The sequence below is a fragment of the Enterobacter sp. WCHEn045836 genome (assembly GCF_003965585.1).
Classification (GTDB): Bacteria; Pseudomonadota; Gammaproteobacteria; order Enterobacterales; family Enterobacteriaceae; genus Enterobacter; species Enterobacter dissolvens.
In genome coordinates, this window is the sequence record NZ_RXPT01000003.1 from 266,821 (window position 1) to 279,790 (window position 12,970).

Annotated in this window: 10 protein-coding genes and 1 pseudogene; 8 read left to right on the forward strand and 3 right to left on the reverse strand. The window is 58.0% G+C overall.

The window, feature by feature from the left end:
* Entirely contained in the window at window positions 1-1,233 is a 1,233-nt protein-coding gene (moeA, locus tag EKN38_RS05645) for a molybdopterin molybdotransferase MoeA (protein ID WP_014831201.1), read from the reverse strand.
* Between the two features lie 189 nt (window positions 1,234-1,422).
* On the opposite strand from moeA, the pseudogene iaaA reads away from it, so the two are divergent.
* From iaaA to gsiD, 5 genes and pseudogenes are all read left to right on the forward strand, one after another.
* A pseudogene (iaaA, locus tag EKN38_RS05650) lies at window positions 1,423-2,386 on the forward strand (beta-aspartyl-peptidase).
* Window positions 2,373-4,244, forward strand: a complete 1,872-nt coding sequence (gsiA, locus tag EKN38_RS05655) for a glutathione ABC transporter ATP-binding protein GsiA (protein WP_014831203.1) — start codon at window positions 2,373-2,375, stop codon at window positions 4,242-4,244. Before iaaA ends, gsiA begins: the two are co-directional and overlap by 14 nt.
* Before the next feature lie 23 nt (window positions 4,245-4,267).
* A complete protein-coding gene (gsiB, locus tag EKN38_RS05660) occupies window positions 4,268-5,806 on the forward strand; it encodes a glutathione ABC transporter substrate-binding protein GsiB (RefSeq protein WP_014831204.1) in 1,539 nt (512 codons plus the stop codon).
* A gap of 5 nt (window positions 5,807-5,811) precedes the next feature.
* Window positions 5,812-6,732: a glutathione ABC transporter permease GsiC gene (gene gsiC, locus EKN38_RS05665; protein WP_014831205.1), complete on the forward strand. Its 921-nt coding sequence runs from the start codon at window positions 5,812-5,814 to the stop codon at window positions 6,730-6,732.
* 1 nt (window position 6,733) lies between these two features.
* Entirely contained in the window at window positions 6,734-7,645 is a 912-nt protein-coding gene (gsiD, locus tag EKN38_RS05670; protein WP_014831206.1) for a glutathione ABC transporter permease GsiD, read from the forward strand.
* Window positions 7,646-7,708: 63 nt separating this feature from the next.
* On the opposite strand, the gene rimO is transcribed toward gsiD, so the two are convergent.
* Complete coding sequence (rimO, locus tag EKN38_RS05675; protein ID WP_126521793.1) at window positions 7,709-9,034, reverse strand: 30S ribosomal protein S12 methylthiotransferase RimO; 1,326 nt, start codon at window positions 9,032-9,034, stop codon at window positions 7,709-7,711.
* A gap of 216 nt (window positions 9,035-9,250) precedes the next feature.
* Here rimO and bssR point away from each other — a divergent pair, with 216 nt between their 5' ends.
* Entirely contained in the window at window positions 9,251-9,634 is a 384-nt protein-coding gene (bssR, locus tag EKN38_RS05680; protein WP_013097430.1) for a biofilm formation regulator BssR, read from the forward strand.
* A gap of 106 nt (window positions 9,635-9,740) precedes the next feature.
* Window positions 9,741-10,859 carry a PQQ-dependent sugar dehydrogenase gene (locus EKN38_RS05685; protein WP_014831208.1) on the forward strand — a complete coding sequence of 373 codons (1,119 nt, stop codon included), beginning with the start codon at window positions 9,741-9,743 and terminating at the stop codon, window positions 10,857-10,859.
* Here the strand turns inward: EKN38_RS05685 and EKN38_RS05690 are convergent, their stop codons facing one another.
* Window positions 10,860-11,486 carry a glutathione S-transferase family protein gene (locus tag EKN38_RS05690; protein WP_014831209.1) on the reverse strand — a complete coding sequence of 209 codons (627 nt, stop codon included), beginning with the start codon at window positions 11,484-11,486 and terminating at the stop codon, window positions 10,860-10,862.
* 240 nt (window positions 11,487-11,726) lie between these two features.
* Between EKN38_RS05690 and dacC the strand changes: the two genes are divergently transcribed.
* Window positions 11,727-12,932, forward strand: a complete 1,206-nt coding sequence (gene dacC, locus EKN38_RS05695) for a serine-type D-Ala-D-Ala carboxypeptidase (RefSeq protein WP_014831210.1) — start codon at window positions 11,727-11,729, stop codon at window positions 12,930-12,932.
* Window positions 12,933-12,970: the final 38 nt, after the last annotated feature.

Consider the following 12,970-nt stretch of genomic DNA (forward strand, 5'->3'; position numbering starts at 1 on the left):
TCAGCCTCCGAACAGGTGGTTAAAGCGCTCCACCTCAACCCATTCGCCAGCTTCCACGTTGCCACGCTCGCGCTCCAGCACGATAAAGCAGTTGCCCTGGCTGAAGGAGCTGAAAATGTGCGAGCCCTGATGGCCGGTGGTGCTCACTTCCAGCTCGCCCTCCGCGTTGCGCGTCAGAATACCGCGCTGGAAATCAAGACGACCGGGGGATTTCTTAAGGCGCGTAGCGGCACGCACGCGCTGGCGTACCGGCAGCGGACTGGCACGGTTACCCGAAAGCTTCGCCAGCAGTGGGATCACCAGCTGGTAGAAGGTCAGGGCGGCAGAGACCGGGTTACCCGGCAGGCCGCAGAACCAGCTGTGCTTAAGCTTGCCAAAAGCGAACGGTTTGCCCGGCTTGATGGCCAGCTTCCAGAAGGCGATTTCACCCAGCTCTTCCAGGATGGTTTTGGTGTAATCCGCTTCACCCACCGAAACACCGCCGGAGCTGATCACCACGTCGGCCGCGTTGTCTGCCTCAATAAAGGCGGCGCGCAGTTTTTCCGGGTCATCAGGAATGATGCCAAGGTTAATCACCTCACACCCCAGCTGCTCCAGCATCAGGTGTACCGCCAGACGGTTGGTGTCGTAAATCTGCCCGTCCTGCAGCGGCTGGCCCGGAAGCTGCAGTTCGTCACCGGTAGAAAAGAGCGCCACGCGCACCTTACGGATCACCTCAATGTCCGCGATACCGAGCGAGGCCAGTACCGGCAGTTCACCCACCGTCAGCTTCTGCCCCGCAGCGAATACCGTTGCGTCAAGAGCAATATCTTCGCCGGTACGGCGGATGTTCTGGCCTGCTTTGACGCTGGCGGTAAAGCGCACGCCGTCAACGGTCTGTTCGGTCTCTTCCTGCATCACCACCGCATCGCAGCCTGCGGGGACTGGCGCGCCGGTCATGATGCGCACGCAGGTGCCCGCAGGCCATTCACCGGCAAATGGTTGACCGGCAAAGGCTTTACCCGCGACAGGCAGCGCCTGACCCGTCTGGATATCCGCCAGGCGCACCGCGTAACCGTCCATCGCGGAGTTATCAAACCCCGGCACGTTAAGCGGAGAGACAATATCGCGCGCGGCAATACGGCCAAAGCAGTGCGCTAACGGCAGCGTCTCAACGTCGTGCAGCGGGGAAAGTCGGTCAAGCATCTGCGTGAGTGCCGTCTCAAGCGGCATCAGTCCGGCGGTAAAATCCATGGTGGGCTCCAGCACAGTAACAACGAAAGCGCTCATTATGGCAGAAAAGTGCGGCTAACTGTATGACCCACCATGAGTACCCTTTACATCGCAGTTGCGTCTTTCTATATTCAAAAATTATCTGAAGAATCATCAACGATAATGATATTTATAGAAAAAGCCGCCATGCAGGCTGACAGGTGAGGCGAAATGGTTAATGCGGTAATCGCAATTCATGGCGGCGCCGGGGCTATTACCCGTGCACAGCTCACTCCTGAGCAGGAGAAGCGCTACATTGATGCGCTCTACGCCATTGTTGAAACGGGCCAGCGAATGCTGGAGGCGGGCGAAAGCGCGCTGGATGTGGTGACCGAAGCGGTGCGTCTGCTGGAAGAGTGTCCGCTGTTCAATGCGGGGATAGGGTCCGTGTATACGCGTGACGAGACGCACGAGCTGGATGCCTGCGTGATGGATGGCGTCACCCTGAAAGCAGGGGCCGTGGCGGGCGTGAGTCATCTGCGCAACCCGATTCTGGCGGCGCGACGGGTGATGGAGGAGAGTCCTCATGTGCTACTGACGGGCGTCGGGGCGGAAAACTTTGCCTTCGAACACGGGATGGAGCGGGTATCACCGGATCTTTTTTCCACTGACGAGCGCTACCAGCAGCTGCTGGCAGCCCGTACGGCGGGCATGACGCAGCTGGATCATTCTGCACCGCTCGATGAAACCACCAAAATGGGCACGGTTGGCGCGGTGGCACTGGATAAAGCCGGTAATCTGGCGGCGGCCACCTCAACCGGCGGTATGACCAACAAGTTACCGGGGCGGGTGGGCGACAGTCCGTTGCCGGGCGCCGGGTGCTATGCCAATAATGCCACGGCGGCGGTCTCCTGCACCGGGACCGGCGAAGTGTTTATTCGCACCCTTGCGGCGTACGACATTACCGCCCTGATGGATTACGGCGGGCTCAGCCTGAGTGAGGCCTGCGAGCGTGTGGTGATGGAAAAGTTGCCCGCGCTGGGCGGTGAGGGTGGACTCATCGCGGTGGATCGTGAAGGCAACGTGGCCCTGCCGTTCAACAGCGAAGGGATGTACCGCGCCTGGGGCTATGCTGGTGACGAACCCAGTACCGGGATCTATCGTGAATAAGGGGGCAACGCGTGCCGCACAGTGAAGAGCTGGATAACCGCGAAGTGCTGGCTGTCCATCAGCTGAATATTGCGTTTCAGGAAGAGCGGCAGTTCATCCCCGCAGTTGAGAATTTATCGTTCTCGCTCAACCGCGGCGAAACGCTGGCGATTGTGGGTGAGTCCGGTTCCGGGAAATCGGTCACCGCGCTGGCGCTGATGCGCCTGCTGGAACAGACGGGCGGGCAAATCAGCAGCGAGAAGATGCTCCTGCGCCGTCGCAATCGTCAGGTCATTGATGTAAACGAGCTGAGCGCAGCACAGATGCAGGGCGTGCGCGGGGCGGATATCGCGATGATCTTCCAGGAGCCGATGACCTCGCTGAACCCGGTCTTCCCGGTCGGGGAACAAATTGCTGAGTCCATCCGTCTGCATCAGGGGCTGAGCGGCGATGAAGCGCTCCTGGAAGCCAAACGGATGCTGGAGCTGGTTCGCATTCCGGAGGCGCAGGCGATCCTCGGGCGCTATCCGCATCAGCTCTCCGGCGGGATGCGTCAGCGGGTAATGATTGCCATGGCGCTCTCCTGCCGTCCGGCGGTATTGATTGCCGACGAACCGACGACAGCGCTGGATGTCACCATCCAGGCGCAGATCCTGCAGCTTATCAAAGTGCTGCAGCAGGAGATGGAGATGGGGGTGATTTTTATCACCCACGATATGGGCGTAGTCGCCGATATTGCCGATCGCGTGCTGGTGATGCACCAGGGCAGGGCGGTAGAAACCGGCACGGTCGAGCAGATTTTCCATGCGCCCGCGCATCCCTATACCAAAGCGCTGCTGGCGGCGGTTCCGCGTCTGGGAGCGATGAACGGCAGCGAGCTGCCGCGCCGTTTCCCGCTGATTTCCCTTGAGGCGGCGGGCCGTCAGGAAGACGAAACCGAGCAGGACACCGTGGTGCCCGGCAAGCCCATACTGGAAGTGCGGGGTCTGGTGACCCGTTTTCCTCTGCGCAGCGGCATTTTCAACCGTGTGAAGCGTGAAGTCCATGCGGTGGAAAACGTCAGTTTTGATCTGTGGCCAGGCGAAACGCTGGCGCTGGTGGGAGAGTCGGGCTGCGGCAAATCCACCACCGGGCGCGCGTTACTCCGGCTGGTGGCGTCGCAGGAAGGGACCATTACCTTTAACGGTGAGCGGATCGATACCCTTGCGGACAGCAAACTTCAGGCGGTGAGGCGGGATATCCAGTTTATTTTTCAGGACCCTTATGCCTCTCTGGATCCGCGCCATACGGTGGGGTATTCGATTATGGAGCCGCTGCGGGTGCATAACCTGCTCGACGGCGACGCCGCACAGCGTCGGGTGGCGTGGCTGCTGGAACGCGTGGGCCTGAAGCCGGAACATGCCTGGCGTTACCCGCATGAGTTTTCCGGTGGCCAGCGACAGCGTATCTGTATTGCCCGCGCGCTGGCCCTTAATCCAAAAGTGGTGATTGCGGACGAGTCCGTCTCGGCGCTGGATGTCTCTATCCGCGCGCAAATCATCAATTTATTGCTCGACTTACAGCGGGATATGGGGATTGCCTTCCTCTTTATTTCCCATGACATGGCGGTGGTTGAACGCATCAGCCATCGTGTGGCGGTGATGTATCTGGGGCAAATCGTCGAGATTGGTCCGCGGCGGGCGGTGTTTGAGAACCCGCAGCACCCGTACACCCGTAAGCTGATGGCAGCGGTACCGGTTGCCGATCCCGCGCATCGTCACGGCCAGCGCGTGCTGCTGCAGGATGAGATGCCGAGCAATATTCGTAAACGGGGCGAGATCATGGAGCGGGTCACGCTGCGTGAGGTGGGCCCCGGTCATTTTGTTGCCCCACCGCGTCAGGACAATGCATTTTCGCGGTTATAACCTATAACAGGCAGGAGAACACAATGGTTAAATTTGTTGCTCGTACATGGCTGTTAGCCGCGAGCGTGACGGCAGCCCTGGCCGTGTCCCCCGCGTTCGCTGCCAAAGATGTGGTGGTTGCCGTTGGCTCCAATTTCACTACCCTCGATCCCTATGACGCCAACGATACGCTGTCGCAGGCGGTCGCCAAATCGTTCTACCAGGGGCTGTTTGGCCTGGACAGAGAGATGAAGCTGAAAAATGTGCTGGCGGAAGGGTACACCGTATCGGATAACGGGCTGGTGTATACCATCAAGCTCAGAACCGGCGTGAAGTTCCAGGATGGCACCGATTTCAACGCGGAGGCGGTGAAGATCAACCTCGATCGCGCCAGCAACCCGCAAAACAGCCTCAAGCGCTACAACCTTTATAAAAATATCGCCAGCACTGAAGTGGTTGACCCGACAACGGTGAAAATCACCCTCAAAGAGCCGTTCTCAGCCTTTATCAATATTCTGGCGCATCCGGCGACGGCGATGATCTCGCCTGCTGCGCTGAAAAAATACGGCAGTGAGATTGGGTTCCATCCGGTCGGGACCGGCCCGTATGAGCTGGTTACCTGGAACCAGACGGACTTTGTGAAGGTGAAGAAATTCGCCGGCTACTGGCAGCAGGGGCTGCCGAAGCTCGACACCATCACCTGGCGTCCGGTGGTGGACAACAACACCCGCGCGGCGATGCTGCAAACCGGCGAGGCACAGTTTGCCTTCCCGATCCCGTACGAGCAGGCGGCGATCCTGCAGAAGAACAGCAAGCTGGAGCTGGTGGCCAGTCCGTCCATTATGCAGCGTTACATCAGTATGAACGTAACGCAAAAACCGTTTGATAATCCCAAAGTGCGCGAGGCCATTAACTACGCCATTAACCGTCAGGCGCTGGTAAAAGTGGCCTTCGCTGGCTTCGCCACCCCGGCCTCCGGCGTCCTGCCGCCGGCTATTGCCTATGCGCAAAGCTATCAGCCGTGGCCATACGATCCGGCGAAAGCCCGTGAACTGTTAAAAGAGGCGGGTTTCCCGAACGGCTTTAGCACCACGCTGTGGTCGTCACATAATCACAGTACCGCGCAGAAGGTGCTGCAGTTCACCCAGCAGCAGCTGGCGCAGGTCGGTATTAAGGTGCAGGTTACCGCAATGGATGCCGGACAGCGTGCGGCTGAAGTGGAAGGTAAAGGCCAGAAAGAGAGCGGCGTGCGGATGTTCTACACCGGCTGGTCGGCCTCTACCGGTGAGGCCGACTGGGCGCTGTCGCCGCTGTTCGCCTCGCAGAACTGGCCGCCGACCCTGTTCAACACGGCATTCTACAGCAATCCGCAGGTGGACAAAGATCTTGCCGATGCGCTGAAAACCACGAAACCAGACGAGAAAGCGCGCCTCTACAAAGACGCTCAGGATATCATCTGGAAAGAGTCGCCGTGGGTACCGCTGGTGGTGGAAAAACTGGTTTCTGCGCATAACAAAGCGTTGACCGGGTTCTACATCATGCCGGATACGGGCTTTAGCTTTGACGATGCGGATTTAAAATAACACTCATGCTCAATTATGTTTGTAAACGCCTGCTCGGGCTTATCCCGACGCTGCTGATTGTGGCGGTGCTGGTGTTTCTGTTTGTCCATATGCTGCCGGGCGATCCGGCGCGTCTGGTAGCCGGGCCCGAAGCGGATGCCACCGTCATTGAGCTGGTGCGTAAGCAGCTTGGCCTCGACCAGCCGCTGTATATCCAGTTCATCCATTATATGTGCAACGTTCTGCAGGGCGATTTTGGTATCTCAATGGTGTCGCGTCGTCCGGTGTCGGAAGAGATTGCCAGCCGCTTTATGCCCACGTTCTGGTTAACGATAGCCAGCATGAGCTGGGCGGTGGTGTTTGGGCTTGGCGCCGGGATTGTCGCTGCCGTCTGGCGCAACCGCTGGCCGGATAAGCTTGGCATGGCGCTGGCGGTGACCGGGATCTCTTTCCCGGCCTTTGCGCTGGGGATGCTCCTGATGCAGATTTTCTCCGTGGAGCTGGGCTGGTTGCCCACCGTCGGGGCCGACACCTGGAAGCACTACATCCTGCCGTCCATGACGCTGGGCGCGGCCGTTTCGGCGGTGATGGCACGTTTTACCCGCGCCTCGTTCGTTGACGTGTTGAGTGAGGACTACATCCGCACCGCACGGGCGAAAGGGGTGAGCGAGAAGTGGGTCATTCTCAAGCACGGTTTTCGCAACGCGATGATCCCGGTGGTGACCATGATGGGGCTGCAATTTGGTTTCCTGCTGGGTGGCTCTATCGTGGTGGAAAAGGTCTTCAACTGGCCGGGGCTGGGGCGCCTGCTGGTGGATTCGGTCGAGATGCGCGACTATCCGGTCATTCAGGCGGAAGTCCTGCTCTTCTCGCTGGAGTTTATTCTTATCAATTTAGTGGTGGATGTGCTGTACGCCGCCATTAATCCGGCCATCAGGTATAAGTAAGATGCGATTGTTGAACTGGCGTCGTCAGGCCATTGTAAACGCTATGCCGGGGCTGAAGCCGGACCATATCCGCACCCCGTGGTCTGAATTCTGGCGGCGCTTTCGTCGCCAGCCTGTCGCCATGACGGCGGGGCTGTTTGTACTGCTGCTGATTGTGGTGGCGGCCATTGCGCCGTGGGTGGCACCGTATGATGCGGAAAACTACTTTGATTACGACCGCCTGAATGACGGACCGTCGATGATGCACTGGTTCGGCGTGGACTCTCTGGGGCGCGATATTTTTAGCCGCGTGCTGATGGGCGCGCAGATATCGCTCGCCGCCGGGGTGTTTGCGGTGCTTATCGGTGCGGTGATTGGCACCGTCCTGGGCCTGGTGGCGGGGTATTACGAAGGCTGGTGGGACCGGATCATTATGCGCATTTGCGACGTGCTGTTTGCCTTTCCCGGCATTTTGCTGGCGATTGCGGTTGTCGCCATTATGGGCAGCGGAATGGCGAACGTCATCATCGCCGTCGCGGTCTTTTCGATCCCGGCGTTTGCCCGCCTGGTGCGCGGCAATACGCTGGTACTGAAGCAGCAGACCTTTATTGAATCCGCCCGCAGTATGGGGGCCAGCGACGCCAACATCCTCTTCAGCCATATTCTGCCGGGGACGGTGTCGTCGATTGTGGTCTATTTCACCATGCGTATCGGCGTGTCGATTATCTCGGCCGCCAGCCTGTCGTTTCTGGGACTAGGCGCACAGCCACCGACGCCGGAGTGGGGCGCGATGCTCAACGAGGCGAGGGCAGATATGGTGATTGCGCCGCATGTGGCGATATTCCCGAGTCTGGCGATTTTCCTGACCGTGCTGGCGTTCAACCTGCTGGGGGATGGGCTGCGCGATGCGCTGGATCCGCGGATTAAGGGGTAGGGCAGTGGAATGTGCCGGGTGGCGGCTACGCCTTACCCGGCCTGAAAATGAGGTGCAGCGAGATTAAACCCGGCTACCCCACAGATCGTACTCGTCGGCGTTTTCCACTTTCACGCGAATGATGTCACCCGGCTTGACGCTGGTTTCGCCGTTCAGGTACACCGCGCCGTCGATTTCAGGGGCATCCGCCATGCTGCGGCCAATCGCGCCTTCTTCGTCAACTTCGTCGATGATGACCATAATTTCGCGGCCCACTTTCTCCTGCAGACGTTCAGCAGAGATCTGCTGTTGCAGCTGCATGAAGCGGTTCCAGCGCTCTTCTTTCACCTCTTCCGGCACCTGATCCGCCAGTTCGTTAGCGGTCGCGCCTTCAACCGGGCTGTACTTGAAGCAGCCCACGCGGTCCAGACGGGCCTCTTTCAGGAAGTCGAGCAGCATCTGGAAGTCTTCTTCGGTTTCACCCGGGAAGCCAACGATGAAGGTCGAACGCAGGGTCAGATCCGGGCAGATTTCACGCCACTGCTTGATGCGCGCCAGCTGGCGGTCAACGGAGCCTGGGCGTTTCATCAGCTTCAGGATACGCGGGCTGGCGTGCTGCAGCGGGATATCCAGGTACGGCAGGATTTTGCCTTCGGCCATCAGCGGGATCACGTCATCAACGTGCGGATAAGGGTAGACGTAGTGCAGACGCGTCCAGATGCCCAGTTTAGCGAGCTGTTCGCACAGGCCGACCATGCTGGTTTTCACCGGCTCGCCGTTGTGGAAACCGGAACGGTGCTTCACATCCACGCCGTAGGCAGAGGTGTCCTGGGAGATCACCAGCAGCTCCTTCACGCCCGCGTCCGCCAGACGTTTGGCTTCTGCCAGCACGTCGCCAATTGGGCGGCTCACCAGATCGCCACGCATGGACGGGATAATGCAGAAGGTGCAGCGATGGTTGCAGCCTTCGGAAATTTTCAGGTAAGCGTAGTGACGCGGTGTCAGCTTCACGCCCTGTTCCGGCACCAGGCTCAGGAACGGGTTGTGCTTAGGCTTGGGTACGTAGTGATGAACATGTTCCAGCACCTGCTCGTAGCTGTGTGGACCGGTGATCTCCAGCACCTTCGGGTGCACTTCACGGATCTGGTCTTCTTTTGCGCCCAGGCAGCCGGTCACAATCACTTTGCCGTTTTCCGTCAGGGCTTCACCAATGGCTTCCAGGGATTCCTGAACCGCGCTGTCGATAAACCCGCAGGTGTTCACGATCACCATGTCGGCGTTGTCGTAGCTTGGCACCACGTCGTAGCCCTCGGTGCGAAGTTCGGTCAGGATGCGTTCAGAATCCACCAGGTTTTTCGGGTAGCCCAGGGAGACAAAGCCGATTTTCGGCGGGTGCGTATCATTGCTCATAGGTTAAAAATTCATCAATTATGGAGTTATCAGGGCGGGATTTTACAGCGTATCGCGGGGGATTTATACACTCTTTGCAGTGCAGATGGTGCCCGCGAAGGTTGTAACATTGTAAAGAATGTTAATCAGTTAAGAATAATTGATCTCAGGCATTAAACTGTACAAAAAATAACCTTATTCTGACTGTGCACAGGGGCTGACAGAGGAGGAATGAGCATGTCCGTTGACAGACTGAAACGCGATCTGCTGAACAAGCTGATCAACGCCCGAATCGACCTTGCCGCATATCTGCAACTGAGGAAGGCGAAAGGGTATATGTCAGTCAGCGAAAGCGAACATCTGCGTGATAATTTCTTTGAACTTTGCAATTTCATGCGTGAAAAAGCACCCATCCTGAAAGCGGAATACGCAGAAAGCGAATGTATTGCGCTGCGCCGCGCCGCCGAGGTGCTCTCCATTGCCGGGGTTTGTCTGATGAACGGACGCCATGACTGCCCGACTTTTATCGCTGTAAACGCGGAGAAGCTTGAAAACTGCCTGACAACGCTCTCTCTATGCATCATGTGTCTGAACGAGCACGCGAAGCTTGAACAGCACTGATTCCGGGGGAGGCAACTCCCCCTTCTGATTAAGCTTTTGTAAAAGTGATAACGCGCCCGGACGTAGTGGCTAATCTTTATGCCATATGCCGATAAAGGAGCGCGTTATGCACCGATCCTCGCTGATTTTCCTGCCTGCGTTGTTATTTCCGTTTTCGCTCCTTGCTGCGCCTGATGCGGTTAAGGTTGAAGTATTGCAGAACAAACTCGAACACCCCTGGTCGCTGGCGTTCCTGCCGGATAATAAAGGGCTGCTCGTGACGTTGAAGGGCGGCCAGTTGAAACACTGGCAGGCCGGGAAAGGGCTGTCAGACCCGATAACAGGGGTGCCCAAAGTCTGGGCCAACGGACAGGGAGGGCTGCTGGACGTGGTGCTGGCGCCGGATTTTGCCACCTCGCGCCGCGTCTGGCTGAGTTACGCCGAGGCAGGCGCTGACGGCAAAGCCGGAACGGCGGTGGGTTACGGGCGCTTAAGCGACGATCTTTCCCGCCTTGAGGCGTTCCAGGTGGTGTTCCGTCAGATGCCGAAACTCTCCACCGGTAACCACTTTGGCGGAAGGCTGGTATTTGATGGCAAAGGCTATCTGTTTATTGCGCTGGGCGAAAACAACAAGCGCCCGACGGCGCAGGATCTGGATAAACTCCAGGGGAAAGTGGTGCGCCTGACGGAGGATGGCAAAGTCCCGCCGGATAACCCCTTTGTAAACACCGCCGGTGCGCGGCCGGAAATCTGGTCTTATGGCATTCGTAACCCGCAAGGGATGGCGATGAACCCGTGGAGCGACACGCTGTGGCTTAACGAACACGGCCCGCGGGGCGGGGATGAGATCAACATCCCGGAGAAAGGGAAAAACTATGGCTGGCCGCTGGCGACCCACGGTATCAACTATAGCGGATTAAAAATTCCTGAGGCGAAAGGTGAACACGTTGAAGGAACCGAAAAACCGCTGTTTGTCTGGAAAGTCTCACCCGCCGTGAGCGGGATGGCGTTTTATGACAGTGACGTGTTCCCGCAGTGGAAAAACAAGCTGTTTATCGGGGCGCTGAAGGAGAAGGACGTGATCGTCCTGAGCGTGAACGGCAACACGGTGACCGAGGACGGGCGGATCCTGGGCGACCGGGATCAGCGTATCCGCGATGTGCGCGTCGGGCCGGACGGCTATCTGTATGTTCTGACCGATGAAACGGACGGGCAGTTGCTGAAAGTCAGCCCGTCCGGGAGGTGATCAGCTTACCGGGATCATCACCACGTTACGGTACGCCGGGCGTTCGCTCAGCTGTTTACGCCAGCGATCCAGGTGTGGGCGCGGCATCCACGTCAGACCGATGTTGGTCAGGTTCCAGACAAATGGCGCAACGGCAATATCGCCCACGCCGAAGTCCGCACCCGAGAACCAGGCGTGCTTCGCCAGCTCATCGTCCATCATCGCAAACAGATGTTCACAGGCGTCCTGCGCCGCATGAATGGCGGGATAGTCGCGCTCGGCTTCCGGGGTTCTGACCAGCCCCATCAGGAGCACGCGGTGCGTGGGGGAAAGCGTCTGGTTGGCCCAGTCCATCCATTTTTCCCCCTGCGCGCGGCGGGCCGGATTTTCTACCCACAGACGGCCTTGCCCATACTGGGCGGCCAGATAGCGGACAATGGTGTTGGATTCCCACAGTGTGGCGTCCGTCTCATCATCGCGCAGCAGCGGCACCAGGCCGTTCGGGTTCATCGCCAGGTAGTCGGCGTCTTTATTAACCCCATACTGCAAACCCGCCATTATCTGGTTAAACGGTAAATCCAGCTCCTCCAGCGTCCAGAGCACTTTTTTGACGTTGGTCGAATTATTCCTGCCCCACAGCGTAATCATAATTACTCCCGATAGATGTGAATCCGAGTCAGCTTTTCGCCATGGTGAGATAAACCTAACAATTACGCAACAGAAGAGAAAAAAATCGCCTTAATCAAAGCGTATCTGAATGTTATTGCATAAACTTTAATAACTTTACCCTCGTTGGGTTTCATTAACCGTTTTAGTGCGCTATTACTCATCGCTTCTTGCGACACGGTGATGTGACGTAATTTTTGAATGGACACTCGGGTGGCATTTATGACGCGAAAAATGACTTCTCTGCGCAGCCTGGCGGCAGGCTCTGCGCTCCTTTTCCTGTTTGCACCAACTCTCTATGCGGCTGAGCAGGCTGCGCCCGAAGCGCCGCCGGTAGATGCGCGTGCCTGGATCCTGATGGATTACTCCAGCGGTAAAGTGCTGGCGGAAGGCAATGCGGATGAGAAACTCGACCCGGCCAGCCTGACCAAAATCATGACCAGCTACGTGGTGGGCCAGGCCTTGAAGGCAGGTAAGATCAAGCTGGACGATATGGTCACTATCGGGAAAGACGCCTGGGCGACCGGTAACCCGGCGCTGCGCGGGTCATCGGTCATGTTCCTGAAACCCGGCGATCAGGTTTCCGTTTCCGATCTGAATAAAGGGGTGATTATCCAGTCCGGCAACGATGCCTGTATCGCCCTGGCAGATTATGTCGCGGGAAGCCAGGACTCGTTTATTGGCCTGATGAACGGCTATGCGCAAAAGCTGGGTCTGACCAATACCACCTTTAAAACCGTCCACGGCCTGGATGCGCCGGGCCAGTTCAGTACTGCGCGCGATATGGCGCTGCTCGGCAAGGCGCTCATCCACGATGTGCCGGACGAATATGCCATCCACAAAGAGAAAGAGTTTACCTTTAATAAAATCCGCCAGCCGAACCGCAACCGTCTGCTGTGGAGCAGCAACGTCAACGTTGACGGGATGAAAACCGGCACCACGGCCGGGGCGGGTTATAACCTGGTGGCCTCCGCGACCCAGGGTGACATGCGTCTGATCTCGGTGGTGCTGGGCACCAAAACCGACCGTATTCGTTTTAACGAGTCAGAAAAACTGCTGACCTGGGGCTTCCGCTTCTTTGAAACCGTGACGCCGATTAAACCGGATGCCACGTTCGTCAGCCAGCGCGTCTGGTTTGGTGACAAGAGTGAGGTGAACCTGGGGGCCGGTGAAGCCGGGTCGGTGACCATTCCACGTGGTCAGCTGAAAAACCTGAAAGCGAGCTATACCCTGACCGATCCGCAGCTCACCGCGCCGCTGAAAAAAGGCCAGGTGGTCGGGACGATTGATTTCCAGTTAAACGGCAAGTCGATTGAACAGCGTCCGCTGATTGTAATGGAAGCGGTCGAAGAGGGCGGCTTCTTCAGCCGGATGTGGGACTTCGTGATGATGAAATTCCATAGCTGGTTTGGCAGCTGGTTTAGTTAAGTCTTCCCGCTTTTCACCCTCTCCCAGTGGGAGAGGGC